The sequence below is a fragment of the Streptomyces sp. TRD_SC_5 genome (genome assembly GCF_056836825.1).
Map to the genome: position 1 here is coordinate 17783 of NZ_JBWZZS010000003.1, position 26250 is coordinate 44032.

The window sequence follows — 26250 nt, forward strand, 5'->3', positions numbered from 1 at the left end:
CGCCGCGCCCACGCGCTACGGTCGGCGGCGACAACTTCGACCCCCGCCGGGCTTCCCGGCGGGGGTCGACTGTTACCGAGTGCCGGGGGAATCGGCGGCCGGGCTGCGCCCCACCCCGGACCGGCGGCTCCCCAGGGCCGCTCAACGCTACGTAACCGAACCGGTGGGGCCGTGCCCCACCCCACCCGCCCCCGCCGCGCGCTCGGAGCGCGGCCGACCGGGGCTCCGCTGGGGCAGGGCGGGACGGCCGTGCCCCACGCGCCGGGGAAACGACGTGGGGCACGGAGGCTGGGACGGACCGCCGGGGACGGCGCTGCACCGGCGGACCCCGTGGGGACGTGCCCCGGCCCGGCGGTCACGAGGCGTCCGGAGCGGGGACCGTTCCCCGCCCACCGGAGCCGCGGCGGGGTCGCTCCGGTGGGGACGCCCCGGGCGCCGAAGCCTTCCCACGCGCCGCACGCGATGTGCCCCAGGGACGAACGCGGGGCACTTTCCTCGCCCGTGAACGCGGACCGGCCTAGAAGAGCGCGTCCTGGTGCGCGCCGGAGGGGTTGCCGGCGGCCAACGCGGCGGCGATGGCCGCGTCCAGGTCCTCCGGCCGGGCGGCGGCGATGGCGGCCTGGACCGACCGCGCCCGACCCACCGCGCCGCGCACATCGGCCAGCGCGTGGCCCGCCAACCTGCGACGACTCGCGGCGTCACGGTTGTTGTCGCCCCTCGTCCCGGCCAGCCAGTGCGCCGGGTTCTGGCACGGCGGTTCGTCGCAGGTGTGCCTGACGACCAGCCCGGCGGGCAGGGAATCGGGCCCGTTGGCGAGGCGGTAGCCGAACAGGTGGGCGGGCACAGTGCCGCGCCTGGTCCGGCCCGGAAGGGACACCGCGCGGAACGTGCCGTGAGCCGTGTCGGTCAGCCCGCCGGTCCACCACCAGCACTCGTCCGGGCCGCGCTGCAGGACGTGAGCGCGGTACCGGGCGACGGTTTCCCCATCAGCGAGCAGCACCGCCCAGGGCACTTTTTCCCCGGCTACGGTGGGGTCCGCCTCTGCCTCCGGTTCCCCACTACCGGGGGCGAGGCGGCCGGGAACGGAGGCGTCTTCCCCACCCGCCGGGCGGGGAACGGCGGTGCCGGAACCGGGGCCGGCTTCCCCGGCCGGGGGCCTCATCCGTGCCTCAGTGGGGACGGATCGGTGTCCGGAGGCAGGGAGCCGTGCCCCACCCCGGACTGGGGACGCCGGGGCTCGCGCCCCACCCCGCCGTCGCTGTCCGTGTCCGCCGTGGGGGAGTCCTCGGGGTCCGGAGCGGACTCGACAGCGGGGAGCCGTCCCCACTGCGGGTGGCCGTTTCCCCGCCCGGATGCCCCGGGGACGCGCACCCTGCCCCGGGCGCTCTCGGGGACCGGGGCACCGGCGGCCGGCGCGGGCTGCTCCCCGTCGACCAGGTCGTCGTCCTCGTCGGGGCAGTCCTGGGCGGCCAGCTCGGCGGTCGCCTCGACGTCTACCTCGCCGGTGCCGTGGTAGATGAACACCGCGCCAGTCTCGTCGGTCTCGGCGTAGGACGGCAGGGCGTCGTCGTCCGGGTTGCCGGTGCCGTAAGTGCGCCGGGTGCAGTCGGGGGCCGTGCAGCGCCAGGCCTCCCCGCCCTCGACCTCGATCCGCTCCGTAGCGGTCGAGCAGTCCGGACACTGCGGCGTGAGCTGCATCACACCTCGCCGAAAGGGTGGGCTCCGGCGCTGCGGCGGGGGTCAGGGCGGTGACCTCGAACATCGGGTAGGTCCACGGGCCGGGCCGGAAGCCGGGGGTGTCCCACCCAAATTTGGGTGACCGAAGGGCTTGTTATCAGCCCGAGGGGGAGCGGGAGCCTGTCTCCCGTTTCCACCTGCGGCGGTAGCTGTACGCGGGGTGGGGCGGGCAGATATGACAAGGGACGTCAAAGCACGGGGGCGAGGTGGTGAGGGTGAACGCGGTGTGGCCGCTGAGCCGGTCTCCTGTCGGCACGCGGCGGGCCTGGCGCAAGCGCGAGGAACTGCAGCGGTGGCTGAACAGGAAGCAGGGGCCGGAATGGTGGGAGATCGTGCCCGCGCTCGCGGCGGTCCTCGCCATGATCGGGTTACCCCTGGCGGGCCTCGGCTGGCTGTGGTCCCGGTTCGGCTGGTGGGCGGCGCTGCTCGCGGCGGCGGCCCTCGCGTACGGGGTCCGGGCCGCGGTGCGCCAGCGGCGGGCCGTGCTCGCGCGGCGCCGGCGGCGGGCCAGGTGCTACTCCCTCCCTGAGATCGACGCCTCGGACGACCGGAGGTTCCGGGCGATCGTCGGGCGGCTGCTGCTGCGCGACGGTTGGACGCAGGTCCGCGGGGTGCGCATCAGCCGGGAGGTGGTGCACCTGGTCGGCAACGGACCCGACGGACGCCAGCTCGGCGTGGCCTTCGAGCGGGGCGCCGACCCCGCGGGGCAGGGGAGCGGGGGACGGGCTGCCCTGCGCCCGGTGGGCGGTGCCCCGCAACTGCCGACTGCTACCTCGCCGGGCGCCCGCCGACTGTTCCTCGTGGTCAGCTCCGGGACCTTCGCCCGTGAGCGGGTGGTTTGGGCGGCCCGGCACGGCGTGCGGCTGGTCGACCGGGCCCTGCTCCAGCGGTGGGCGGCCGGCGAGGACCTGGCGGTGCTCCTCGACCTCGACCTGGACCACGCCCAGCCGGACGCCTCGTAGCCGGACGGACATGCCGAAGGGCCCGGGAGTCCCCTCCCGGGCCCTTGCTGTCGACGTCCTGCGGTCAGCCGCTGTGCCGGGGCAGGCGCTGCTCGGCCAGCTGCTCCACGGCGGTGACCCGGGCGGCATCCCACCCGGGCTGGGCGGGGAGTCCGGAGAGCAGCCCGCGCAGCCTCTTGGCCTCGATCACAGTGACGCCGTGCAGTTCGGTGCGCCCGCGCGGCGCGGGGACCTTCGCCCCGTGCACCGCAGGGATCGGGCGGACCGGCACCCCCAGCGCCTTCGCGGCCTGCTTCGCCTCCCACACCACGGTCTGCAGCGCCCGGATCTGGTCGTAACGGCCGTAGCGCAGCAGCCGCCCGGTTCAGGGCGTCACCCAACTCGGTGACGACCTTGTCGGCGGCGTCGACCCAGAGTGGTCTGCAGATGGCCGCGGAACTCCAGCCGGCCATGAGCAGGGCGTGCGCAGCACGGCCAGCCATTGGGTGAGAGCGATGGTCGAGGAAAACAGGAACGCGACTGTCCCGCTGCTCGCGTCCAGGTGCCCAGCCGGTCCCCAAGGACCCCACGAAGCCGGGCCGGGCGCCGAAATACTGCCCGGACCCCGAGCACAACGCGATGACCGCCTACAAATGCCTCCTCCTTCGCCTTCTCGGCGCCGGCCTGGACCCGGGCGACGGTCTGCTCCATCTCCTCGACCTACGCCCCGGTGGGCATGGGCCTTGGGCGGTGGGTCCTCGCCGGGCCGGGCCGACCACCGACGACACGCTCCTCGGCCACGGCGAGACCCGGGCCGACGCGGAGCGACCGCGCTGGCCGGCCACCACGGCGCGGCAGCAGCTGCTCCCCCTCGACCCCGGCCAGCGGCGCGGTCTCCTCACGCGCCCGTCATCCGCGGCGGCGGGAGTACGGCTGTCTGCCCCGCTCCGGCCGGGCAGACAGCGGCCCGTCCGCCACCGACCCCCCTCCTTCCGCCGCTGGCCGTCTTTTCCCAGCCCGGAGCACCCACAGCCGCGCACGCTGCGGGCCACGGAGCGCCCCTCTCTCGGGCCCGCGCCATGCCCCGGGCCGGAGTGGGGTGCTCCCTCGTCGCCAATAACAAGCCCTGCGGTTTGGGACCATCCGAGGATCGGAAAGGCGCGGCAGCAGCCGGAGAGGTGTCACGGCCTTGCCGTGACGTCAGGCGGTAGCGATACGGCGCTCGACGCGGGCCCTGGCGGCGGCGTGGTCGCCGCGGCCGTCGGCAGTGCGCGGGTAGCGGCGGCGGGGCTGGCGGGCCAGCGTGGTGAGCACCAGGGCAGTCTGCTCCTGGTGCGTCTGGACGCCGGTGCGGATGCCTGCCTTGGGGGCGCGCATCCACTCCTCCTCCTGACGCCACCACCGGTACAACTCGGCCTCGACGGCGTACCGGCGTGCACGGCTAGCCGTGACACCGAAGCAGCCCAGCGCCTTCGCCGCGGCGACCAGGGAGCCGGGCCGGGCCCTGTAGTGCGGGGTGCTGGAGCGCCCGGCGGTGAGGGCCTGGCGGGCAGCGTGCTGGTCGGCTCCACGACGGCGGAGAACGGCTCCTGCTGCAGTACGGCAGCGTTCCCCAGGCACGGCCTGGCAGGTGGGGCACTCATGATGGACGGTCATCACCGCGCGGGTGGCGACCAGCAGGTTCTGCATCCGTCCCAGGTGCTTGGAGACCGTGCGGGCGCTGTATCCCGTGCGCTCGCACAGCTCGGTGAGGCTGAGGCCGCGGTCGGCGTGCAGGATGAGCTGCTGGTAGACGCGCCCGGCGTGGTGGCCCAGCCCGCCGGCATGGTGCTCGGTGGCGCGGCCGTAGGAGAACAGGTCGGCCTGACCTGCGGCGAGACGCTTTTCCAGCGGGGAGGTCAGGGCGGGCCGGGTTACCCCCCCGGGGGGCAGGTTTCCTTGTGTCCCACCCCGTGCAACGAGGGCGAAAGCAGGGTGCGAAGCGGTGACGGGGAGCAGCTCGTACGTGCCGGCGGGGCCGTTGTCCTCGGCCTGGCCCAGCCAGCCGTCGAGCCCCAGGCGCCGGAACGCCCGGCTCATGGTCGAGCGGCCGTAGCCAGCGGCGAGGCCAGCCCGCCGGGCATCCAGGCTCAGCACGGTGCTGCCGGAGCGCAGGGCGAGCAAGCAGAACACGTCCAGCGCGGCACGGTCGGCGGGGCCGGACTCGATCGTCCAGCGCTCCGGGCAGGCGTCGGCGGCCTGCTGCAGTTGCTCGACCAGGGCGACGACGTCGGCGAGGTTCTCCGTCCACTCCAGCGACTCCTGCGGGATCGGGAGCTTGGCCGCGTACGCCACGCACCGCTCCCACTGCCGCTCGAACTTCTCCTCCGCCTCGGCCCCGTCGAGCATGACGCGCAGCGGGCCTACGCCGGGCGCGGTGCACAGGTGCAGCAGCCCGCCCTCGCGGTACTGGCGGTCCTCCAGCAGACGCGCCACCATCGGCTGCGACCAGCGGCGCAGAGCCAGCTTGGTGAGCAGGGAGGCGCATACCTCGCTGACGCGGTCGGCGGGCGGGCGGCGGGTCAGCAGCGCCATCGTCTCGCGGTCGAGAACGGTCTTCGGGGTGCCCGCCAGCCGGGGGCCGTCGTCGTCGATGATCTCGCCGAACGCGTCCCGCCCGACCAGCTTGGGGCGGACGTCCTCGGCGGCCGGGACTGCGTCGATGATGAGAAGCAGCCGCAGGAAGGCGTCCGATGGGTTGCCGCAACTGGCCGGGGTGAGCAACGCAGCGGCCCGGTCAGCGCTCCACGGGCTCAGCAACTCGCTGCGGCCTCCGTTGCGGTGCGGGGCACCGATGGGGCGGACCGCGCCCGTACGGGACTTGAGCAGGCCGTAGTCGAGCGTGGGCAGGCGCTTCGCGGCGGCCACGGCGATAGCCTCGACCAGCCGCGCGTCCAGCAGCGTCTCGGCGGCCACCCATACGTGCCGTCCGCCGGCAGACCCGGAGGCGGCGACCACGTAGGTCAGCCCGGCCTCCTCCAACCAGCGCAGCAGAGTTGCGAGGTCGGGGCCGACCTGTCCACGCTTGGTGTCGAGGTCGAAGCAGATCCAGCGGAAGGCGCGGAAGAAGCTCGACAGGTAGACGGCGTACGGGCCGCGCGGGGCCTGGTCAGGAAGGGAGCGCTCGATGTACTTGTGCTGCCACTGGCCCGAAGAGTTCTTGGTGTCGACGCGCACCGACAGCCGCGGGGACAGCCGCAGGAACAGCTCCTGCAGGTCCGCGCGCGCGGCGCGGGGGGCGGGAATGACGCCGGTATGAGGATTGTGAATCGGGGCAGATGACGGGCTGTGCACGCCCGGTTCCCCGGACACTCCGGAGGCGGGCATGAGCTGTCCGGCACCGTAGCTGTCCGCTACGATGGTGGCGCTCCTAACTCCATATGCACGCCGAAGCCCCCCTTCCGCCTCGCGGCGGAGGGCTCCAACGCGACCAACCAGGCGCGTAACTGGGCTCCGAACTCATGTCGGCGGTTAGGACACCACCGCCCGACAGACGCCGTGGAAAGCGTCTGTGGGGCTCGACTCACCTCCCTCTTTGAGGGCGGGGACCCGGGCCTGGAAAACCCGGGACCTCTGGATGGATGGCGTTGGGAGACGCCTCTGGACGGTGGGGCTGTTTCTTGCAGGTGATGCGATGGGTTTCAGCGGCTGTGGAAAGAACGCTGGACCCGGTACGTCGGAAGGGCGCCGCCCCGGTTGGATGACCGGGGCTTTTTAGCGCCCTTCGACGCTTTTTCAGATGATCAGCCGGTCATGGGAAGTTCCCCCTGGTCCAGCTCGCCGAAGGCTTCGCGGGCCCACACCGGACGGCCGCTCTCGTCGAGCTGGTCGCGCCTGATGAGTTCCGCGAGGTACTTGCCCATCGAGACCCCCGCAGCCCTGGCGTTGGCATACGCGGCTGCGTGGACCTCAGCCGGGACCATGGGGGAGAGGCGCACGAGACCGTGACGCTTCTTGTCACGCACCGGCGGCACGTATCCCCGCTCTTCTGCATCGCGACTTCCGTAGGGCCTGGCCATGCTGGCGATCTTTCCTCACCTAGGTTCATGTACGCAACCTTGGTGACGGGTGTGTCGCCGGATTTCCCGTGTGGCGGGCGTTTAAGTTCCGTCCTCCCGCCACACGGGAAGTGACGTGCATTCAGGCAAAGCGGACCCATCGCGGCGTGAGGCACACGGAAACCTTCCCCGTGCGGGGCGCCCTGCGGCGCGGCCGCAACTTCACCCGATCCGGTCACCCGATTGGCCTTCCTGCGTTGCGCGATGCCGTCCTCACCGTCTGCAGACGGACCGGGCCCGCCAATCGTTACAGGTTCGGGGACACTCGTCTTCGCACGTCAGGTGGTGTCCCTCGGGGCGGGAAGGGCTGCAGGTATCTCCCGTGGGGGACACCTGATCTGACTCGGTCGGCGGCGGGGTCTGTCGCATCGTCACAGTGAAGGGAACGTCGTCCGCCGGATTTTGTGACACCCCCGTCCGCCGCGTTCAGCGGGAGCCCGTTGAGAGTTAGCTGGCCTGCAGGGTTGCCTGGCGTTGTCGTGCGTGTTCGTACGCGCCGTTCTCTCCCGGGATTTGGGAGCGCATACGGATGATCGAGGACCCGATGGCGGCGGCGGTTTTGGTGTCGGTGATCTGCTGCCACAGCGTGTGCGCGCGGTCCGCGAGCTGGGTGGCGGCTTCCGGGTTTCCTGCGTACAGCCAGCGCTCGGCGACGTCTCGATAGAGGCTGATGGCTGTGGGGAGGTTTCCCTGCGCGGCCGTGACGTCCGCCCGGAGGGTGCGGACTTCGAGGACCTGGGGGTGGCTGGGGCCGTGCATGGCTGACATGGCGTCGTCCAGTTGCATGGCGAGAGCCGTCGCGCGCGAGAGGTCGCCGGCGTCGGCGTACTTCCGGATCGTCAGGACAGTGGGGACGGCGCTGTCTCGGGGTGCGGCTCCGGGCGTGTGTGTGGGCCTGGTGGTGGGTTGCAGCTGGCGCTGGGCGAACAGGCGCTGAACTCCGCTCATGACGCGCGGGGGCGTGGCGGCGGGCTGTTGCGCGGGAGCTGGCAGCGATGCAACCGGCGGGGCCTGGGTTGGCTCGGGTGCCGAGACGCGGCGGGTGCTGCGGCGCTTGGCCTTGCGGGAGTGCGCTGCGGGCCCGGCCTCGGCGGCGGTGCCATCGGGGTGGATGACCAGTGGCCACGTGGTGCCGGTTTCGTCGTGCGCGTCAGCTCGGACGGACCGCGGGGGACGGAGCCGCGAGGCGAGTTCCGCGACGGCCTTTATGGCGGCGGTCCGGTCGGCGTACGTATCCGTGGGCGCTGCGGGTCCGGTTACGGAGACCACGCCGTCCTGGTCGGCGGTGAGCTGGTAGCGGGGCCATGCGGGTACGCGGGTGATGTCCATGCTGCGCCTCTTACTGCAGGGAGAGGGAGTTCACGCGCCACGGGGCGCCGGCCTGGGAGCGGGTCAGCTCGACGAACGCGGTCAGTATCTCGGGCTCACCGGTCCAGCGGTCGCGGCCGTGGGGGGTGATGGTGACGGCCCACTGGCGGTAGGCGGTGGTGGCGGTGTCGGCGGGGCGGCCGGCCTCGTCGGCGGGCGTGAGCTTGACCGTGGTGTAGGCGCGGTGGGACGTCCAGGTGTTCCAGGCGGCGCCGGGTCCGGATCGCATCGTGGCGGACCGGAGCTTGGCCGCGAAGGCGGGGGTGCACCATCCGGCGTCGGCGGCCCGTACGGATGCCTCGGTGCGGCCGGTGTCGACGGTGGTATCGAACGTGAACATTGCTCGCAGGCCGCCGCGGCTGACTGCGCCGGCGTCCTTCTGGTCCACGTCGCCGGGGGAAGGGATGCCGCCCTTCGGCTGTTTAGCCTTGGCCGGGCGGGTGCGCTCGGGCGCCGGGGTCGCGTTGGTGGGGTCGGGGTAGGGCCCGGCGCCGGTTGCGGGCGGGGGCGTCGACACCGCGGGGGTGGGGGCTTTGTTGGCGTTCTGGACTGGGCCGTCGTCGGCCGATGTGCAGCTGGTGGCGAAAGCGGCGGCGGCCACGGTGAGGGCCAGCGGCAGGAATCGCGTACGGGTCGTCATCCGAACCTCCTGATGATCTGCGGTTTGCTGGCGTAATACCCGTCGGTGAGGCGGGCGGTGGAGACGGTCTGCCCGGTGCGGGGGGCGTGCAAGATCTGCCCGTCCCCGATGTAGATCGCCACGTGGTCGAAACCGGCCCCGTTGAGCTGGAAGCCGATGATGTCGCCCGGCCTCAAATCCTCGCGGGCTACCGCCTTGCCCTGTTTGACCTGCTGCTGAGATGTCCGCGCTGGGGTGAACTTGCCGCCGGATGCGTGGTACACCGCGTACTGGACGAGGCTGCTGCAGTCGAATCCGCTGGTCGTCGCGCCCTGGGCGAAGCCGAACGAGGGCCCGTTGACGCCTCCTCCGCCCCATGCGTACGGGGTGCCGGTCCAGCGCTGGGCGTGGGCTACGACGCGAGTGCCGAACGGTCCCGCCGGCGCGTCCGTGGGTGTCGAGTATTTGGCGATCAGTTGGAGGATGCGGGCCACGTATTGCTGGGTCTCGGCGTACGGGGGGATGCCCCGGTACGTCTCGACGGCTCCGGGGCCCGCGTTGTACGCCGCGAGCATGAGGCGCCGCACGTCGCCGTTCGGGATTTTGTAGCTGCGGACCTTCTTTGCGAGCCAGCAGTCGTAACGGGCCTGGGACATGATCGCGTCCGCCGGGGAAAGTGGATCGGCGCGCCCGTTGTCGTCGGCGTCGACTCCCCACGTCGCCCAGGTGCCGGGCATGAACTGCGAAAGTCCGATGGCGCCGACTGGACTTTTCGCGTTCGGGTTCCAGCCGGATTCGGCCTCGATCTGTGCCGCGATCAGGGCTGGCGTCACGTCCTTGCAGCTGTTCCCTGCCTGGACGATCCAGTCCCGGTACTCCTCGGGGATCTCTTTGACATTGAGCGCGAGATCACCGCCGGGGGCTTTGTCGTCTTCCTCGTCGATGCTGCCCCCGGTGATGGCGGTCGCCACCAACACGACGGCGGTGCAGGCGACAGCGAAAATCGCGATAGGGCCACTGCGCATTCTTCCCGCACCCCCCGGTGACAGTGACGTGATGTCAGTCCGCCACCCTATCTTTGCTAGACGGAAGTTGAGGCGCAGATACTCGGCAGCGGGCCGTTTATGACCGTGGCACACTGTGTGACTCTGCGTGAAATGAGGGGGGCCTCTGTGACGTCTGATCCGTCAGCCAATCCCTGGGTGACACGCCCGATTACGCAACCGGGCGCCTCGCAGCCGCTCCCGTCCGCCGCTCCCGAACCCTCGTCGGCTTTGCAGACGCAGACGGTTCGTCCACAACCGGGTGGCGTGGACGCGCCTCCGCAGGGGTTGCCCCTGCGGTCGGTGCAGAGCCCAGCGCGGTGGTGGTGGCTGGGCTGTCACGGCGGTGCCGGCGTCACGTCGCTGAACGCTGCGGTACCAGGCGGTGCGGACGCCTTCCGCTACTGGCCGCTGCCGGTCGCTGGCCTGCCGCTCCAGCGGGTGGTCCTGGTCGCCCGGTCGAACGCCAGCGGTCTGCAGGCGGCTCAATTGGCGGCCCGTCAGTGGGCGTCCGGCGCTCTGCCGGGTGTCCAGGTCGAGGGCCTGGTGGTGGTCGCGGACTCTCCCGGCCGTCTGCCCGCACCACTGCGTGATCTATGTCGGCTCGTCTCGGGCGGGGTGCCCCGCACGTGGACGGTGCCCTGGATGGAGGCGTGGCGGCTCGGAGAACCGCCCGCTGCCGCTGTTTCCCGTGAGCTGGCCGGCCTGGCTCGCGATCTGCTCGCACTGACCGAATAGAGGTTCCGATGTCCACGATTCTTGCTCTTGCCGAGACCGGCCAGAGTTTCCTGCTCGCCGCGCCAGACCCATCCAAGGGCGGCGGCAACCCGCCCGGGTGGAACAAGCTCCTGCTGGTCCTGCACTGGGTGTTCATCGTCGTCACTGCGATCTGCGTCGCCGGAATCCTCATCGTGGCGGCCAAGATGGCATTGGCCTACCGGCACGGTGACGGTGCCGAACACATGGGGTCGCTCGGCAAGGTCATGTTCGCGTGTGTACTCGCTGCGTCCGCGTCCACGCTCGTCACGACGCTGACGACCTGAGCGGGGGCGCGCGATGACGACACCCCCGGCAGCGGACAGCGACCGCTCCAGCCCGTGGTCCTCCGTCTGGTGGCAAGCCTCGGCGCTCTTCCTCGTGGTCTTGATCGTGCTGGCTGCGATCGTCCTGGTGACGACGGGCGGAGACGACGGTCAGACGGACAATGCGGTACCCGGCGCTGCACCTTCGTCCAGCGCGTCCTCCTCCGCCTCGTCCGGCGGGGGCAAGGACAAGTGCCCGGCGTCCAAGGAGTCACGGGAGCTGCCCCGTACGGCGCCCGCCGCCGACTGGCAGCTGTTCCGAACCGTGGCGGTCCCGGTCTCCAAGGAGGCGGGGCCTCTGCGGGTCAACGGCGATGTGGCGGAGTGCTACGCGCACAGTCCTACCGGTGCGCTGGTGGCTGCCGCGCAGATCGGCACCCGCTACGCCTTCGCGGACGACTGGGAGCGCGTGGTGAAGCGGCAGACCTACGGAGACGGCAAGCAGCTGCTGCTCGACAAGCGGCGGGAGTTCGAGAAGGACGCGGCTACCGTCGCCCCGGTGCCGGGCGAGCTGGGCCAGTTCGCCGGCTACCAGTACGTGACCTACACCCCGCAGACGGCCGTGATCCAGGTCGTCAGCCGGTTCACGTCAGGTGTGCTGCAGGCGTCCACCGTGACCTTGCGCTGGGACGAGTCGCGGGGTGACTGGCAGTACGAGATTCCGTCGACCAGTCCGCCGCAGAAGACCGTCGACGACCTGAGCGGCTACATCGCGTGGGGCGGCGTCTGATGGGCTGGTGCGATTTCTGGGACAAGAACCTGGACGACATCCCCGGGTTCGGCACTCCCATCGCGTGCAAGGCCAAGGACGCGGCCAAAGATGAGGTCGCGGAGGCGGCGGCCAGCGCCTGGGAGGAGATCGTCCACTCCTTCCAGGAGGGCGCGGTGTGGATGATCAAAGAGCTGGCTCTGGGGTGGCTCAAGGCGGACAGCCCGACGCTGGACGCGAACAGCGGAACGGTGTCGTTCCTGTTCTCCTCGACCATCGCCCTCACCCAATGGCTGGCCGTGCTGTGCCTGTTGATCGCGGCGGGGCGCATGGCCTGGTCTCGGCGGAGCGAACCTGCCCGTGAGGCGGCAGCAGGGATTTTCCGGCTCGTGATTGCCACATCGGCGGCGGTCGCGGTCGTCAACCTGCTCACCAAAGCCGGTGACGAATTCAGCGTCTGGATCGTCAACCGGTCCCTGGGCTGCCAGGGCAGCGAGGCGAGCGACGCGTGTATTGAAGCGTTCAGCGACAAGTTGCTGGACATGACCGCCCTGAAAGACGTGGATCAGCTGGCGGTCTCACTGTTCTTGGCGGTACTGCTCCTGATCAGCGGATTCGTCCAGCTGATCAGCGTCATTTTCCGGCAGTCGATGCTGTTCGTCCTCGTCGGCACCCTGCCGCTGGCAGCTGCTGCGTCCACCACCGAACAGGGGCGGGCCTGGTGGACGAAGTCGCTCGGCTGGCTGCTGGCGTTCATCGTCTACAAGCCCGCGGCCGCCATCATCTACGCGGCCGCCTTCTCCCAGTTCGAAACCAACGACGACAAAAGCATGATGGGCCAGCTGTACGGGGTGGCGCTGCTCATCCTCGCCGCGGTGACGCTGCCCGCCCTGATGCGCTTCGTCGCCCCAGTGGTCGAACAGGGCGGCAGTCTCGGCGGGTCGGGCGGCGGTGGGGCCAGCATGGCGTCTCGGGTCGCTACCGGGGCCATCGCCCTTAAGACGGGCGGCGCCTCAGTGGCCGCGCGCGGCGCGGCCGTTGGTGCCGCCGCTGGGCGGGGTGGCGGCGGTTCTCCTTCCGGTGGCACGACTGCAGGCGGTGGCGGTCCGACCGGTCCCGCCGGCGGTGCCCCCAAGGGACCGTCCGGAGGCTCCCCCTCTCCCACTGGGGGTTCGTCCGGCGGACCGACTGGCGGGTCTTCGGGCGGGGGAGGCGGAACCACTCAGGCTCCGTCCCCGGGTGCGGGCTCCGGTGCAACGGCGACGGGATCGGCGCCGCAGGTGCCACGCCCGTCGACCTCATCGCCGGGCAGTGGCGGCTCCTCGACTGCGGGGCGCCCGTCCGGGGCCGGCGGGACACCGAATACCTCCGGCCAGCCCGCGTCACAGCCCTCGTCCTCGTCGCAGCGTCCTTGGAGTGGTCCCCGTGGCAGCAAGTGAAGTTGGCGGCCCTGCGCCGCACCGCACGTATGGGAACTGGCGGAAGCCGCAGACAGCGGGCATCGGACAGCTGGGGCTGGCGCCCACCCTGCTGATGCTCGGCGGCCTGATCGTCGTGGTCCTGTCCATGCTTGTGTCCATCGTGCTCGCGCTCGTCCTGGCGGTGATCCTCGGCCTGGTCCTGGCGCCGCTGACCATCAAGGACAGGTACGGGCGCTCACTGCTGACGCGCATGTCCACCCGGTTGGCCTGGCGTCGCGCGGTCAAAAGGGGCTCCACGTTGTACCGGTCGGGGCCGCTGGGGAGGACTGGACACGGCACGTGCACGCTGCCCGGCCTCGCCGCGTCGTCGGTGCTCACGGAGGCGCAGGACAGTTACGGGCGCCCGTTCGCGATGCTGACCTATCCCCGCTCGAACGCTCATGTGGTGGTGCTGCGCTGTGATGCTGACGGCGCCTCGCTCGTCGACCAGGACCAGGTTGACGTCTGGGTGGCGTACTGGGGTCAGTGGCTGTCGGTCCTGTCTACCGAGCCGGGCCTGGTCGGCGCGAGCGTGACCGTGGAAACCGCTCCTGACAGCGGGCTGCGACTGCAGCACGAGGTGCACAGCCAGCTGGCGCCGGACGCGCCGGAGCTGGCCCGCACGATGCTGCAGGAAGTGCTGACGGAGTACCCGGCCAGCTCCGCGCAGATCTCCACCCGTATCGCCCTGACGTACTCCGGTGCGGCCCGGCCCGGTCACCCGCGCCGAACGGTGGACGAAATGGCCGTGCTCCTCGGCAACCGGCTGCCGGGCCTGACGTCGCAGCTGGGCATGACCGGAGCCGGCGCCGCCCGGCCGCTGTCGGCGGAGGAATTGGCGGAAGCCGTACGTACCGCGTATGACCCTGCGGTCGCCCCCATCATCGAAGAGGCGCGGGCCTCGGGCGGCAGCGGCCTGACGTGGCGCGACGCGGGGCCGCAGGGCGCGGAGGAAGAGTGGGACTGCTACCGGCATGACAGCGCATGGTCGGCCACCTGGTGCATGAGCGAGGCGCCGCGCGGAGAGGTTCTCTCGTCGGTCCTGACGGGGCTTCTCGTGCCCCATCCGGACATCGCCCGCAAGCGGGTGTCGATCCTCTACCGGCCGCACGATCCGGCGGCAGCTGCCCGGATCGTCGAACGCGACCGCAGAGACGCCTCTTTCCGGGCCAAGCAAGGCCCTCGCGGCGGCAGGGCCCGGGACGACGTGGCCCTGAAATCGGCGGAACAGTCCGCGCAGGAAGAAGCGTCCGGCGCGGGCGTGGTGCGCTTCGGCCTACTGGTCACGGCCACCGTCACCTCCCGGGAGGACCTGCCGCGCGCGCGGGCGGCGGTCGACACGCTCGCCCCGCCAGCCCGTATCGGCCTGCGTCCGGTGTGGGGCGCGCAAGCCTCGGCGTTCGCGGCCGGCCTGCCGATCGGCCTGGTGCTCCCCCAGCACCTGGCGGTACCCGCCTCCATCCGCGACAACATGTAAGGAGACTGCGATGGCTCGCAGCATCACGCCGCGTCGTCCGGGACTGCGCGGCTGGCCCGGTCGCGGCGGCGGGGCCCAGCCTCACCTCGACCCTGCGCCCGAATGGCGCGGCACGACCGTGCAGGTATGTGGCCTGTGGCCCTTCGGAGCAGGCAGCGGGACTCCAACCAAGGGCGTTCCGCTGGGGCGTGACCTCCACTCCGGCGCCACCGTGTGCTGCGATCCGATTTCGTGGTTCCAGCGGGCCGGGCTGATCTCCAACCCGAGCGCGTTCGTCCTCGGCCAGCCCGGTCTCGGCAAGTCCTCGCTGATCCGGCGCATGTCGCTGGGGTTGTCCGGATACGGCGTCCATCCCCTGATTTTCGGTGACCTGAAACCCGATTACGTCGACCTCATCCGCGCGCTGGGCGGGCAGGTCATCACCCTGGGCCGGGGCCGGGGATACCTCAACATCCTTGACCCGGGTGAGTCGATGGCGGCGGCCGCGCGGCTGACGGGCGACGCGCGGCGGGCCCTGCTCGCGGACGCGCACGGCCGGCGCCTGAACGCGGTGTCGGGTCTCATCACGATTCTGCGGCGGGAGCCTCCCACTGACCGGGAGGAGACGCTGCTGGCGGCGGCGCTGGACGTCCTCGACGACCGGCACGACGGTGTACCGGTCCTCGGAGATCTCCTGCAGGTCATAAAGGACGCCCCGGAGCCGATGCGGGCGGCGGCCCTCGACCGCGGGGACATCGCCCGCTACCGAGACGTCACGGAACGCCTGGAGTCGTCCCTGGCGGGGCTCCTTGGACGCGGGCGGCTGGGCGACATGTTCGCGCATCCCACATCCGAGCCCATGGCGCTCGACAGGGCGGTTTGCTTCGACGTCTCCGCCATCGACGACTCCGAGACGCTGCTGCAGGCTGCGGCGCTGCTGTCGTGCTGGAGCTACGGTTTTGGCGCGGTGGCTGCAGCTCACGCACTGTCCGACGCCGGTCTGGAGCCGGAGCGCAACTATTTCCTGGTCCTGGACGAACTGTGGCGCGTGCTGCGGGCCAGCTCGGGCCTGGTCGAAAGGGTCGACGTCCTGACCCGCGTCAACCGAACGCGCGGCGTGGGGATGGCGATGATCACTCACACCATGCGTGACCTCCTGGCCCTGCCCACAGAGGAAGATCGCCAAAAGGCGGCGGGGTTCGTGGAGCGGGCCGGGATGGTCATCTGCGCGGGGTTGCCGCGAGACGAAATGCCGCGCCTCGGCCAAGTCGTCGACCTCTCCCGCATCGAGCAACGTCGGCTGACCGAATGGTCCACGCCGCCGGGGTGGGACACCACAGACGCGACAGTCGACCCGCCCGGACGCGGGAATTTTCTGATCAAAGTGGGCAGTCGGCCAGGCATCACCATGCACGTCGACCTCACCCCTTCCGAACTGGCGCTCCACGACACCAACAAGCGCTGGCAGAACAAGACGTCCCGGTGAGGCGGAAAGCCCAGCGGCCTTGCGCTATGGGTCCGGGCTGAGTGGAGTGGTTCCCTCGTTGGGCGGCAGGCGTAGCCCTACCGCGCCGTTCGTCGGCTGTCCAGGATCGGGCTTGCCCGACCGACCGCGCTTGCGCGGCGCCCTTGGGCGTCCTGGATGGCCGGCGGGCGGTGTGGTGCCCTCTGGGTGCCGACCGACGAGGGAACCGCACCACGACCCCACCACCTCCACCTCCACCACCCACAACCCGCACCCCAGTTCCGTGCCCCCGCCCCCTCAGCAGGGTGGCCGGGGTGTGGGGCAGAGCCCCGCGTATCCCTGACCCGCACCCACCTCCAGTCGCCAATTGGCGACTGGCTGGGCGCGTAAAAGGGGCGGACCGCCGGTGGCAGTCCGCTCTGTCAAGGCACCTGCCGGTCGGTCACCGGTTTTCCGACCGGTAGCGTCGACAACCCGTTCCCCTTCGACATCGACCCGGCCGGACTCGCCCGGCAGTAGCACGCAGCGAAGCGACCCCCGGCAGAGAAAGTGCCGGGGGTCGCTTCACGCCCAGGGTAGGCCGCGGCTCGCTCGGCTTACTGATTGGATCTTGTACGGGTCACCGAGGTCCGGGAGCCGGTATCCACATACCGGGCATCCACGGTGCTGTCTCCGGCCGCTCGAACGCCTTCAGCCTTCGCCACGTGAACACCCACGTTTCCATCTGCTGAAGGCCGCAGGCACGGAGGAAGGTCACGTACCGGTCGTAGTCCGGAAGAGTCTCACCGCGCAACATGTCGCTGATGCTGCTTCGGCGCAGTCGACCGCCACTTTTCGCCTCAAGCTTGCGCAGTGAGGGTGCGCCCGCCCAGATGTGGACCGCTCGCAAAGCTTCGACCAGTTGCTTTGGCGTGGACACCAGAAGAGGGTCAGGCTGACCGAACATCTCGCGTGTCTCAAACGCTGAGCTTGGTTGTCCACGCCTGCTGACCCTCTGCTGTTCTTCGCGAGAACGCATCCGCTTGAGCCGATCGCGTTCTGCAAGAGGAAGATCCATTGTGATCATGATCCGCTGCAGCATGTCGTGGGCGGGAAGCCTTTTTCCGGCAAGGACTTCGCTGAGCGCGGTGGGCGAGAGGCCCGCGCGCCTTGCAATAGTCCCAGCTGATTCTCCGTCCGACACGGCAAGCAGCGCATTCCGCAACTCGGTACTGAACTCCTTCACTGACATGTCGTGTCACCGCCCTGCCGGCGCAAGCCGCGTGTCCGCAGTACTTCCGAGCTGCGTCCCAACAGATCCACCACGGCCTCGAAAAGTCCGGCGGCGAACACAGCGCCGATTACTTCGACTTCGTGACCGCCTGCCCACAGCCAGCCGAGCCCGGCAACCGCGATGGCGAAACCTACGGGACTAGAAATCGCCCGGGCGAACCCGAATCCGCGAGCGATGTGGGGTACGGGTACGCACCCAGGGGATGCCGCAAGAATCGGCTGAAGGACCCAGCCGCTTCCCGGCACATAGCGCCAGAACATGAACCACTCCCATGTGGATCTCTCGTCCATAGCCCGGACGGGATGCTGAAAAGAGGGGCTTCGCAGGCCCCTCACACGGCAAGGGCGTCGCCGTGCACTTTGAGCATGAACTGCTGCGACAAGGCAGCACAACTCCGGTTTTCAGCAGCCAAGTTCGCGGTTAAGCGGGGTCAACACCGTTATGCATGAACACTCCTGACAGGGCGAAACGCCACAAAGGTGGATCTTCTCTTTCCAGGTTCGACTGAAGGACGTCCACGCCTGTCCGGGAGCGTCCGGAGAATGCAGCGGCATAGCTCAGAAGGACTAGATCGAATGCGCAGGCCAATGGACCGAGGGCGGCTGAGATTCCGAAGGGCCGTCCGGGGGCGTCCGCAACTGTCCGAAGGCGTCCGAAAAACTGGACTGTCAGCGGCCTCCGTCCGAAGACTGGAGTCCAGCCGCTCTGCCTTAGCCCGGACGGAATCGGCGAGGTTTTCGGTCGCAGCCGAAACCTCTTCTGTGACGCAGATCACAGCTTTCGGCAAGCCCGCGTCATCTGGCGCGGGCTTGCCGCTGTTGCCTCACCCCACCCCTCGCCGTCGGGCGACAGGGCCTTGTCGTCTACTCAGCTTGGGCGAGGAGTCGTTCCCAGGTGCGGGTGGATCCGCCGTGCTGGGCCGCGAGGGCCGCCGCTAGGCGTGCGCGAGGGGCGTTCTCGGCAGTGCTGAGTGCTGCGGCGGCGATGCGCAGGCGAGGATCGCCTTCGTAGGCGTGGGCCTTACGGGGCCCCTGCCCTATGCCCGGGGGTCGTCCGCCCCCCTTTCCCTGCTGGGGAGGGGCACTGCGGCGCTCCTCGACGTCGCGGCGGGCCCAGACCCGGAGGCTGTAGACGGTCGTGCCTGCCGGGAGGTAACCCTGGGTCGCGTAGGCGCGGACGGTGCTCGGCGCGACACCGAGCAGGGCGGCGGCTTCCTCGTCGTTGAGGAGGTCGTCGGGATGTTCTCCGGGGGGCAGGGCGGGGACGGGGCGGCCTTCGATGTGGGCCTGGGCCTGGGCGAGGTCGTACACCAGGACTCGGCTATCGGGAAAGAGAGCCGGCACGCGTTGGCGGAAGGCGGGGGCGTCGCGCCGCCGCCAGGTAGCGATGGGCACGCCAGCCTGACGGGCGATGTCGGATTCGTTGATCACGGGGCGGCTGCGGGGAATCACGGGGAAGGGATCCTTCAGAGTCTTCGTCGGGGGCGGGCTACGCTGGTGGGGCTTCCTCGGTCAGCGGTGACGCCGGCCTGGATGTTGGTTAAGGGCCGGTGGTGTGCCGGGCCGCTCGTGAGCGGCTCTCCGCCGGCCCTTTCGCTGTCCGCTGCCTCCAGCGCTGGACCTCGCGCGGGCTGCGGAGCCGTACGACTTCGACGCCCAGGCCGGCGGTCTCTGCCACCTGCTGGGCGTAGCGGGGCCGGTTGGCGCGGTACTTGCGGATGGCAGTACGCAGGAGTGACCGGCGGGCAAAGAACGCCGCGGACCAGGTGAGGCGCCGGGCCTGTGCGCTGTCCTCGCGGCCTGCTAGCTGGCGCAGGCTGCGGCGGATGATTCGGTACAGGATCAGGGGCAGTGGGAAGTCCAGCCAGACCAGAGTGTCGGCCCGGTGCCAGACGACGTCCGCAAGCTTGGAGAAGTTGCCCTCGACGATCCACCCGTCGGTGCGGGTGATCTCTGCGGCCTGCCGGCGGAATTCCTCCAGCGGCAGTGGCCCCTCAGGGGTGAACAGGATGTCGTCGAGGTCGGTGTGGGGTTCGTCGAGTTCAGTGGAGAGCCAGCGGGCGAGCGTCGTCTTTCCCGTGGCGGGGGGTCCGAACAGTGCGACCCGTCGCATGTACGCCTCGTCTCTGCAGAGGGATTGACATATAAAACCTTACAGCGATTCAGACCATCAGTGTCGGGGTTCAGGCCGGCCACGGTCGGGTGCCGCCGGAGGCGGCTCCTTGGCCCCGCAGGGGCGGGCCCGCGCCCGAAGGGCGCTTGAGGGGCCCGGCGCGTAGCGCCTGCCCGAAGGGCAGAAAAAGCCGCCCGTGGCCGAAGGCCACTCAGGGGGCGGCGTTTCCGCTAGTCCGCCCCGTGCCCGAAGGGCACTCAAAGGGGCGGACCCCAGCCGCTTGCGGCTGTCCTTTACCGCCCCGCGCCCGAAGGGCGCTCAAGGGGGCGGACCAGCCGCTTGCGGCTGTCCTTTCGCCGCGCATCCGCCCCCCTCGTGATCATCACGAGGGGGGCGGGGCGGGTGAGGCGGCCGGGGGCCGGACCCGGTGGCCGGGTCCGGCCCTACGGTTCTACAGGCGGGGGAACAGTGCCCGCGCCGCCTGCGGGTGGCGGTGGAGCGTCCGCAGGAAGTCGCCTTGGAATGCTGCTCGCCCGGCGGTTTCAGCGGGGCTCATGTCACCTACTCCCTTCTTGGTCTTGACGATCACTCCGTCCATGATGCTGATTCCCGCGCCTCCCAGATCGGAGAACACGTTGGTACGGAGGTGCAGGAACACTTGCCCGTCTTGCTCGGCGATCGTCACCGCGTAGGCGAGATCGGCCAACGGGTAGACGTACGCCTTCCGGGACCGCTCCACGGGCTCGGACAGAAGCTCGGGGCGCAGACCTCGGAGGTAGTGCGCAAGCGTTGCCCGGGTCGCCGCCCGCAGCGGCACATCAATCTCCTGAGGGTCGAACTCCCGGACCATGGGCCGCCGCCACATTCCCGCCGTGCCGGTGGTGCAGACGCGCATGATCTCGTCGTACATCCGCCGCAGCTTGCGGTGGACGTAGGCCAGATCGGCGGGCAGGTCCGGGCTGGCCAGACTCTCCCAGCCCTCCGGAAGCCGAAACTGAGCCGTGGCGGTGGCCGTGTGAGTGGAGAGCGCCGGGACGGGCTCCAGCACCCGCAGGGCGTCGCCGTCCACGACGTCCGCGCTGATCAGCGCGCCCAGAACGGACGCCTCCTCGACGATCCGGCGGGACCGGACGGTGGAGAGCCGCCCCGCCCGCACTGCTCGCGCCTCGACGGCCGCGCGCTCCGCCTGCGTGCGTCCCACTAGGTGGGCGTGGAACCGCTTCTCGCCCTGGATGGACTCGCGGTCCACGGTGTGCGGGTCGTAGCTCCAAGAGACGACCGGGCTCAGCTCGTAGGCGCGGCAGTGCTCCGCGAACCGGGCCGCGATGACTCCCAGCGCCTTGCCGAACTCCGGCGAGTGGTCGTGCAGCCCCGGCCGGGGCGTGACCCCGGCGGACATCAGCATCAGCTCGTACAGGGCGTGCGGGCTGCGCTTGTCGGTAAGGGCGTAAGCCTCATCGGCCGACATGTTGATGTGAGCGTGCACGTTGGTCCAGCCGTAGACGTCGTGGACGGTGCCCATACGCCTGAGGCCGTTCACGTACCCCGGGAACCCCTTCGCCGGGAGCGAGTCGACGACAAGGATGTCCTTGCGTCGATTCTCCAGAGCGGCAGGGAGCAACTGACGGGTCATTGGGTTTTCCTTCCCTCGATGTTGGTTCGCCGGTCGGGGTGTGCCGCCCCTTCCGACATCACTAACTTTACAGCATCTCAGCTCATACGTCTATGCAAAATGCCTGCTCAGACAGGGTTTTGATGCTCTTTCGCCAAGACCGCCGCCGCTGTCGACGGCGGCGGTGGGGGGTGGCGGTAGCGGGCCGCAGAGAGGGCGGAGATGGCTGGTCCGGTGCGCGCAGCTTGCTGCGCAGGGCCAGCCACCAGGCCGGTGAACGCGCCGAAGGCGCCCGGCCTGGCGTCCCGCGCTTGCGCGGGATGGTCTGGCGGTGAACGCGCCGAAGGCGCCCGCCAGACCACCCCGGAGGGCCGCCAGGCCCTCCGGGGCGTCTCCGCCCGGCCTGCGGCCCGCTACCGCCACCCCCCACCGGGCCAAATAGGCGACCGAAGGGCGCCCGGCAGCCAGCTCGAATGCCGGACGGTCAGCAGTCGACGACGTCCTTGTCGAGGTCGCGGTGGACCAGATCCACGACCAGGTCGCGGCAGGCGAACTGCTTGGCGGCATCGGCCAGTCCATACGCGGCGGCTTGCTCCACGTCCCCAGCGACCACAACATGCTGGGCCATGGCCGTGATAGCTGCGCGGTGGCGTCCGACCGGCGCACTGCGTCACCACGGTGAGCGGCGCGGCCCGTCGGCCCGGCGAGGTAGCCCTGGACCTGCAGCACGGTGGTGGCGAGGACCTCGTGTACGCCCGGGGTGTCCATGACCGTCTCGTGCACGACCTGGTCGTGGGCGCTTTTCGCTGGAGGTGGCTTGTCGGTGCCCCTCGGGCGCCGGCCCATCGGGCACTCGCCGCGCCGCGGGCGCATCCAAGAGGTCTCAGCTACGGTCCCTGCCTGCGCATTTCCAACCTGAACCCCAGCTCTCGACGCAAGGTTCAAGATTTCCCGAACTTCTGCCACGAAAGCAGCAGCGCAAGTTGATTGAGATCAACTAAAGTGATAGCACTACTGACGCGCTTCGATGTGAAGCGCCGAACCGGAGGGTCCGCTACATGGACATCCCTGTTTCTGCCTGGGCCAGCGAACTCTTCGACGGCCAGGAGACGGCTCAGCTCGTGCGGGACCGAATCGGCCAGGCCTTGGTCGACATGCAGGCCAATGCTCAGGCGTCCCATCTCGAAGCTGACGTGTCGTCCACTCAGGTCCACGGAGTAGCCAGGTACCGCGGAGCCTACGAACGCGTCAGTGCGGCACTGAAGGACATTCCGGGAGCTGAGCTGGTGAAGCCCAACGGCTTCCAGTTCGAGCTAGTGCGGGTGGGCAACGCCCTGCTGTACCCGTTCTGCTTCTCGAAGAAGGACAGCAACGTCCGGACCGCAAAGATTCAGAATGTGTGGTCAGTGATCCGGGAGCTGTTCGCCTTCGCTCCGCCCTCGCTGCAGGCGGACATCTTCGGGGAGTACGAGTTCGATCCAAGTTCGGTAGAGCTGGGCCCCAAGCTCGCAGCCCTGCCGAAGGACACGCGCCTGGTGCTCGTCCCCTTCGCCTGCAACGCAGCCGGGCTGCTCAAGCCCTACTGGGGCGTGGCGGCCCTCGCGAACGACAGCGGCTCGCTGGACTGGATCATCGACCCGGAGCCGCTGCCACTGCCGGCCACCCCGACCCTGAAACTCGGCATCCCGCAGCAGAAGACGGAGCACCCGGGCTTCGACGAGGGTGAGCAGCCCATCGTGGCTCTGGCACCCCGCCCCAACGCGGACCGCAAGCTGGATGTCCCCCCCACAACCGAAGCCCCTCCGACCGAGCCCCTGGCAAACGAGGACAATGAAAACTGATCACCCAGTCCTTCCCGGGCTGGAAGAACGCACGGCCACCCCCCGCGCTGTGTCTGATGCCTTCGAGCCAGCCCGGCTCACCCAAGCCCGGCGTCTTGCTGGCATGACGAAGAAGGACGTAGCCGAGCGCCTCGGTGTTACGCCGGCAGCGGTGGGTCAGTATGAGACGGGCGTCTCGCGTCCCCGGCCCGATGTGGTGCCGCGGATGGCCACGATTCTGAACGTGCCAATGGAGTTCTTCATCGCGGGCCGACCCAGTCCTCGCCTCGATTCGTCGATGGCGCACTTCCGCAGCTTGCGCAGCACACCAAAGGCTCAGAGGGAGCGGGCGCTGGCGTTCGCCGAGCAGGTGTGGGAGTTGGCCTACGCGTTGGAACGCAGGGTGCAGCTGCCTCATGTGGACCTCCCCGGCTTCGCCGGCGGGGAGGTCCATCCCGGGGCGGCTCTGCCTTCGGAGCCCACTGCTGCCGCGCAAGAGCTGCGTCATCAGTGGGGACTGGGGGAAGGCCCGGTGACTCACCTCGTTCGGCGCATGGAATCGCACGGCATCGTGGTGGTGCTGCCGGCTGAAGCAGACGCTGCCGCCTCAACAGTCGACGCATTCTCATCTCGCTCGGCGCGGCCGTTGGTGATCCTGACTCGCAACCGGGCGAACGACGTCTACCGTCATCGATTCACTGCTGCCCACGAACTCGGTCACCTGGTGCTGCACGGCGATGCCACCGGCGACAGCAGGCAGGAGCGCGAAGCGGACGCTTTCGCAGCGGAGTTTCTTACGCCGCAGACGAGCATTTTGCCCCTGCTGCCTCGCCGGATGGACCTGACCTACCTGGCGGGCCTGCGCCGGACCTGGGGCGTCTCGGTTCACTCCCTCGTCTATCGCTGCCGAGAACTGGGGTTGATCTCCGACGCGACGGCGAGCAGAACCTACCAACGGCTCCGTGCGCTCGACGGGCAACCTGGATTCGCTCCCGAGCCTGTCAGCAGCTACACAGGCGAACAGCCCACCCTGCTTGCCCAGGCATTCGACCTGGCGGTACAGGAGACAGGCTTGAGCATGCGGGAGCTTGCACAGGAACTGGCTTGGACCCCGGCCCGCGTCCGAGAGCTGCTGGGCATGCCCGACACCAGGCCGGTACTGCGCTTGGTCTGACGTGCCTCGGTCGGCGTTCTCATGCAGGCCGAGGTGTCCACGCTGTCCAACTCCAAGCCTTGAGCTGCAGGGGTGCGTCCGAAGAAGGCCGGAACCGCAGCGTGTGTCAGGGCAGTGGACGAGATTGATGGTCCACCGCCATGGAGATCCAGACTGCTATCAAACGGACGGAACCACTAGGTGAGCATCAAGGCCATCGAGACCAGCTACGCCGGGCACCGGTTCCGGTCCCGGCTCGAAGCGCGCTGGGCCGTCTTCTTCGACAAGCTGGGCATCTCCTGGGAGTACGAGCCCCAGGGCTACGCGGTCGGCCCAGAAGGCAAGCGCAGACCGTACCTGCCCGATTTCTGGTTGCCGGGGGAGAAGCTCTGGGTCGAGGTGAAGGGTGCAGAGGAAAAGCTCGACGTGGAGCTGCTCCTGTACGCGGCGATCCCGCACTTCGGCCTGCCAAGTACGCCTGGTTCGCCCTCCATCAGTGAACACCAGATCCGGCTGCTTGTCCTCGGGCCGATTGACCGGGTGGGCTCCCTGGCGGATGGCACCACCGGAGGACACGTCGGGTATGCCCGGCCCCTCCACACGGTTCTGACTTTCCGTAAGGGCGACGTCTTCCAAGGAACCGCGTACTTCTCCGCCCACGGCGTCATGGCCGACCCCGACTTCGGCAGCCTAGTGGGGAACGACAGCCCTGAGGTCTTCTGGGAGACCCGGGGAACGAAGTGGGGCAACTGGGTCGGCGGTGGTGTCCTTATAGAAGAGGACTACGCACCGGCCGTATACGCCGCCTACCAAGCGGCTCGTTCCGCCCGCTTCGAGCACGGCCAAAAGCCCTAATCATCCCCCGTGAGAGACGTCTGGTTCCTGCGGCTCCTCGAGGGCTACAGCACGCCTGCTCGACAACGTGGTTCGCGCTCCGCACACCACGGTGACGGGGCACGAGCTACGGCTGCCGCGCGTGCCCGTGGACCGGGCACGCGCATGGGAGAGTGAACCGGAACGCATGGGTGAGCCGAACATCCCCGGGAACGCAGGTGACATGCCCCGCCGCTCTACAGCACGCCGAGCAGGGCGTTGTCCTCCCACTGGTCGACGACTTCGAGGTAGCCGGCCAGGACCTTGGAGTGCGGGGCCCAGCCGCCCTGCTTGGCGATGACGATCTGGTCGTGGCCCTTCAGGCGGGAGGATGTGGCGAGTCCGCGGCGGGGGCTGTGGCCGGTGAAGCGGATGTCGATCCCGGCGCGTTCGCCGGCGCGGGTGACGACGTCGCCGATGGACTCGGGCTGCAGCCCGCTGTCCATGACGGTGTGCCAGCGGTTGTGCAGTCGGCGCCAGGCGTACCCGTCCGGGTCGGTGAGGCCGGCGGCCTCCTTCCACGCCTGCCAGGCCCGGACCGGGCAGATCGAGGGCCGGGAGCCGTAGGGGACGGGGACGATGCGGGGGCGGACCTTGGACACGCGCAGGTCGGCCTGGATGCCGGCCGGGGTCTCGGCGTAGTCGCGCACTCGGTTGAAGGCGAGTTCGTGCTCGCGGCCGGCGACGGCGAAGTGTATGAGGACCAGGGCCCGGTCGCGGAGTCCCATGAGGTTGTCCGGGCAGGCGGCGCTGATCCGGACCAGGTGCTCGACCAGCAGCGGCGGGGCCTGGCCCCGGCCCCGGGTCTCCCCGTTCTCCTCCATCTCCTTCACCAACTGCTTGAGCCGGTTGCGGGCGAGGCGGGCGACGCCGTCCTCCAACTGCAGGCCGTGCTCGGCGCGGGCGGAGACAACAGTGCCGGAGATTCGGCGGTCGATGGTCGACGGCGCGGTGCAGGTGCCCTTCTTCCACCCCGGCTGGGACCACAGCCACTCGACGAACATCACGAGCGTGCCGGGGGCGACGGCGAGCACGGGCACGCCGGAGGCGGCGCAGAACTTGCTCCAGCTTGCCCAGTCCTGGGCGTAGCCCGTGCGGGTGCGCTCCGGGCGGCCGTCGGCGACGGTGCGCACAGCTTGGCGGTCGATGTGGTCGAGCGCGGCCCGGGTCGCGGCGTCGTACGCATCGGGCCGGGCCGGTGCGGCCGGGATGACGACCGGTTCGACCGCGTTCTGACTGTCTGACATGAGCTGCCCCATTCACCGGATTTCACCACTTCCATGGACTCCGGACATGGGGAGCTTATCCGGGATCCAGGAGGTGGTCGGAGCGGCGAGAGCTAGTGCTACCAAATCGCATTACGTGAACGGAGGGGGATAACGCTGACTCATTCACATACAGGGGTGCACTAAGACCTTGGTACGAGATGG

24 protein-coding genes are annotated in these 26250 nt (G+C 69.8%); 10 read left to right on the plus strand and 14 right to left on the minus strand.

The features are described from left to right. Window positions 1-517: 517 nt before the first annotated feature. Both AC1P0E_RS33960 and AC1P0E_RS33965 read right to left on the minus strand, forming a co-directional pair. Window positions 518-1000 (minus strand): HNH endonuclease family protein, encoded by a 483-nt coding sequence (locus AC1P0E_RS33960; protein WP_482746359.1) that lies wholly within the window; start codon window positions 998-1000, stop codon window positions 518-520. Window positions 1001-1158: 158 nt separating this feature from the next. Then, a complete protein-coding gene (locus AC1P0E_RS33965; protein WP_482746360.1) occupies window positions 1159-1698 on the minus strand; it encodes a hypothetical protein in 540 nt (179 codons plus the stop codon). Window positions 1699-1952: 254 nt separating this feature from the next. On the opposite strand from AC1P0E_RS33965, the gene AC1P0E_RS33970 reads away from it, so the two are divergent. Continuing rightward, complete coding sequence (locus tag AC1P0E_RS33970) at window positions 1953-2699, plus strand: hypothetical protein (RefSeq protein WP_482746361.1); 747 nt, start codon at window positions 1953-1955, stop codon at window positions 2697-2699. 64 nt (window positions 2700-2763) lie between these two features. Here the strand turns inward: AC1P0E_RS33970 and AC1P0E_RS33975 are convergent, their stop codons facing one another. The 6 genes from AC1P0E_RS33975 to AC1P0E_RS34000 all read right to left on the minus strand — a co-directional run bounded on the left by AC1P0E_RS33975 (window position 2764) and on the right by AC1P0E_RS34000 (window position 9787). Continuing rightward, window positions 2764-3009, minus strand: coding sequence for a hypothetical protein (locus tag AC1P0E_RS33975; protein WP_482746362.1), 246 nt, complete (start codon window positions 3007-3009; stop codon window positions 2764-2766). Window positions 3010-3878: 869 nt separating this feature from the next. Next, window positions 3879-6044, minus strand: coding sequence for a zinc finger domain-containing protein (locus tag AC1P0E_RS33980; RefSeq protein WP_482746363.1), 2166 nt, complete (start codon window positions 6042-6044; stop codon window positions 3879-3881). 416 nt (window positions 6045-6460) lie between these two features. Further along, window positions 6461-6682 carry a hypothetical protein gene (locus AC1P0E_RS33985; protein ID WP_482746364.1) on the minus strand — a complete coding sequence of 74 codons (222 nt, stop codon included), beginning with the start codon at window positions 6680-6682 and terminating at the stop codon, window positions 6461-6463. Window positions 6683-7222: 540 nt separating this feature from the next. Beyond that, on the minus strand, window positions 7223-8104 hold the full coding sequence (locus AC1P0E_RS33990) for a hypothetical protein (RefSeq protein WP_482746365.1): 882 nt from the start codon (window positions 8102-8104) through the stop codon (window positions 7223-7225). A gap of 10 nt (window positions 8105-8114) precedes the next feature. Continuing rightward, on the minus strand, window positions 8115-8783 hold the full coding sequence (locus AC1P0E_RS33995; protein ID WP_482746366.1) for a hypothetical protein: 669 nt from the start codon (window positions 8781-8783) through the stop codon (window positions 8115-8117). Beyond that, entirely contained in the window at window positions 8780-9787 is a 1008-nt protein-coding gene (locus AC1P0E_RS34000) for a C40 family peptidase (RefSeq protein WP_482746367.1), read from the minus strand. Before AC1P0E_RS34000 ends, AC1P0E_RS33995 begins: the two co-directional genes overlap by 4 nt. A 321-nt stretch (window positions 9788-10108) precedes the next feature. On the opposite strand from AC1P0E_RS34000, the gene AC1P0E_RS34005 reads away from it, so the two are divergent. From AC1P0E_RS34005 to AC1P0E_RS34030, 6 genes are read left to right on the plus strand one after another with little or no spacing between them, the layout of a single operon-like run. Continuing rightward, window positions 10109-10543: a DUF6668 family protein gene (locus AC1P0E_RS34005; RefSeq protein WP_482746368.1), complete on the plus strand. Its 435-nt coding sequence runs from the start codon at window positions 10109-10111 to the stop codon at window positions 10541-10543. An 8-nt stretch (window positions 10544-10551) separates the two neighbouring features. Further along, window positions 10552-10848, plus strand: coding sequence for a hypothetical protein (locus AC1P0E_RS34010; protein WP_482746369.1), 297 nt, complete (start codon window positions 10552-10554; stop codon window positions 10846-10848). Between the two features lie 13 nt (window positions 10849-10861). Continuing rightward, complete coding sequence (locus tag AC1P0E_RS34015) at window positions 10862-11617, plus strand: DUF8175 domain-containg protein (protein WP_482746318.1); 756 nt, start codon at window positions 10862-10864, stop codon at window positions 11615-11617. Next, a complete protein-coding gene (locus AC1P0E_RS34020; protein WP_482746319.1) occupies window positions 11602-13035 on the plus strand; it encodes a hypothetical protein in 1434 nt (477 codons plus the stop codon). The genes AC1P0E_RS34015 and AC1P0E_RS34020 overlap by 16 nt, the downstream gene beginning before the upstream one ends. After that, window positions 13022-14533, plus strand: a complete 1512-nt coding sequence (locus AC1P0E_RS34025; RefSeq protein WP_482746320.1) for an SCO6880 family protein — start codon at window positions 13022-13024, stop codon at window positions 14531-14533. Before AC1P0E_RS34020 ends, AC1P0E_RS34025 begins: the two co-directional genes overlap by 14 nt. Before the next feature lie 10 nt (window positions 14534-14543). Then, on the plus strand, window positions 14544-15998 hold the full coding sequence (locus AC1P0E_RS34030) for an ATP/GTP-binding protein (protein ID WP_482746321.1): 1455 nt from the start codon (window positions 14544-14546) through the stop codon (window positions 15996-15998). A 598-nt stretch (window positions 15999-16596) separates the two neighbouring features. Here AC1P0E_RS34030 and AC1P0E_RS34035 read toward each other — a convergent pair. The 5 genes from AC1P0E_RS34035 to AC1P0E_RS34055 all read right to left on the minus strand — a co-directional run bounded on the left by AC1P0E_RS34035 (window position 16597) and on the right by AC1P0E_RS34055 (window position 21602). Then, entirely contained in the window at window positions 16597-17208 is a 612-nt protein-coding gene (locus tag AC1P0E_RS34035) for a hypothetical protein (RefSeq protein ID WP_482746322.1), read from the minus strand. Window positions 17209-18113: 905 nt separating this feature from the next. Then, window positions 18114-18701 carry a helix-turn-helix domain-containing protein gene (locus AC1P0E_RS34040; RefSeq protein ID WP_482746323.1) on the minus strand — a complete coding sequence of 196 codons (588 nt, stop codon included), beginning with the start codon at window positions 18699-18701 and terminating at the stop codon, window positions 18114-18116. 88 nt (window positions 18702-18789) lie between these two features. After that, on the minus strand, window positions 18790-19362 hold the full coding sequence (locus tag AC1P0E_RS34045; protein ID WP_482746324.1) for a P-loop NTPase family protein: 573 nt from the start codon (window positions 19360-19362) through the stop codon (window positions 18790-18792). A 451-nt stretch (window positions 19363-19813) separates the two neighbouring features. Continuing rightward, window positions 19814-20995, minus strand: a complete 1182-nt coding sequence (locus tag AC1P0E_RS34050) for a hypothetical protein (protein WP_482746325.1) — start codon at window positions 20993-20995, stop codon at window positions 19814-19816. A gap of 463 nt (window positions 20996-21458) precedes the next feature. Continuing rightward, window positions 21459-21602, minus strand: a complete 144-nt coding sequence (locus tag AC1P0E_RS34055; protein WP_482746326.1) for a hypothetical protein — start codon at window positions 21600-21602, stop codon at window positions 21459-21461. Between the two features lie 430 nt (window positions 21603-22032). On the opposite strand from AC1P0E_RS34055, the gene AC1P0E_RS34060 reads away from it, so the two are divergent. The 3 genes from AC1P0E_RS34060 to AC1P0E_RS34070 all read left to right on the plus strand — a co-directional run bounded on the left by AC1P0E_RS34060 (window position 22033) and on the right by AC1P0E_RS34070 (window position 24802). Next, window positions 22033-22815, plus strand: coding sequence for a hypothetical protein (locus AC1P0E_RS34060; RefSeq protein WP_482746327.1), 783 nt, complete (start codon window positions 22033-22035; stop codon window positions 22813-22815). Window positions 22816-22864: 49 nt separating this feature from the next. Continuing rightward, window positions 22865-23968, plus strand: a complete 1104-nt coding sequence (locus AC1P0E_RS34065) for a helix-turn-helix domain-containing protein (protein ID WP_482746328.1) — start codon at window positions 22865-22867, stop codon at window positions 23966-23968. Between the two features lie 180 nt (window positions 23969-24148). Next, on the plus strand, window positions 24149-24802 hold the full coding sequence (locus tag AC1P0E_RS34070; RefSeq protein WP_482746329.1) for a PDDEXK family nuclease: 654 nt from the start codon (window positions 24149-24151) through the stop codon (window positions 24800-24802). A 215-nt stretch (window positions 24803-25017) separates the two neighbouring features. On the opposite strand, the gene AC1P0E_RS34075 is transcribed toward AC1P0E_RS34070, so the two are convergent. Then, entirely contained in the window at window positions 25018-26067 is a 1050-nt protein-coding gene (locus AC1P0E_RS34075; RefSeq protein WP_482746330.1) for a site-specific integrase, read from the minus strand. Window positions 26068-26250: the final 183 nt, after the last annotated feature.

Coding starts and splice junctions, on each gene's coding strand:
- AC1P0E_RS33965 (WP_482746360.1), bottom strand. CDS start 1,698: ATGCAGCTCACGCCGCAGTGTCCGGACTGCTCGACCGCTACGGAGCGG.
- AC1P0E_RS33980 (WP_482746363.1), bottom strand. CDS start 6,044: ATGCCCGCCTCCGGAGTGTCCGGGGAACCGGGCGTGCACAGCCCGTCA.
- AC1P0E_RS33990 (WP_482746365.1), bottom strand. CDS start 8,104: ATGGACATCACCCGCGTACCCGCATGGCCCCGCTACCAGCTCACCGCC.
- AC1P0E_RS33995 (WP_482746366.1), bottom strand. CDS start 8,783: ATGACGACCCGTACGCGATTCCTGCCGCTGGCCCTCACCGTGGCCGCC.
- AC1P0E_RS34000 (WP_482746367.1), bottom strand. CDS start 9,787: ATGCGCAGTGGCCCTATCGCGATTTTCGCTGTCGCCTGCACCGCCGTC.
- AC1P0E_RS34010 (WP_482746369.1), top strand. CDS start 10,552: ATGTCCACGATTCTTGCTCTTGCCGAGACCGGCCAGAGTTTCCTGCTC.
- AC1P0E_RS34015 (WP_482746318.1), top strand. CDS start 10,862: ATGACGACACCCCCGGCAGCGGACAGCGACCGCTCCAGCCCGTGGTCC.
- AC1P0E_RS34030 (WP_482746321.1), top strand. CDS start 14,544: ATGGCTCGCAGCATCACGCCGCGTCGTCCGGGACTGCGCGGCTGGCCC.
- AC1P0E_RS34035 (WP_482746322.1), bottom strand. CDS start 17,208: ATGTCAGTGAAGGAGTTCAGTACCGAGTTGCGGAATGCGCTGCTTGCC.
- AC1P0E_RS34045 (WP_482746324.1), bottom strand. CDS start 19,362: ATGCGACGGGTCGCACTGTTCGGACCCCCCGCCACGGGAAAGACGACG.
- AC1P0E_RS34050 (WP_482746325.1), bottom strand. CDS start 20,995: ATGACCCGTCAGTTGCTCCCTGCCGCTCTGGAGAATCGACGCAAGGAC.
- AC1P0E_RS34055 (WP_482746326.1), bottom strand. CDS start 21,602: ATGGCCCAGCATGTTGTGGTCGCTGGGGACGTGGAGCAAGCCGCCGCG.
- AC1P0E_RS34060 (WP_482746327.1), top strand. CDS start 22,033: ATGGACATCCCTGTTTCTGCCTGGGCCAGCGAACTCTTCGACGGCCAG.
- AC1P0E_RS34075 (WP_482746330.1), bottom strand. CDS start 26,067: ATGTCAGACAGTCAGAACGCGGTCGAACCGGTCGTCATCCCGGCCGCA.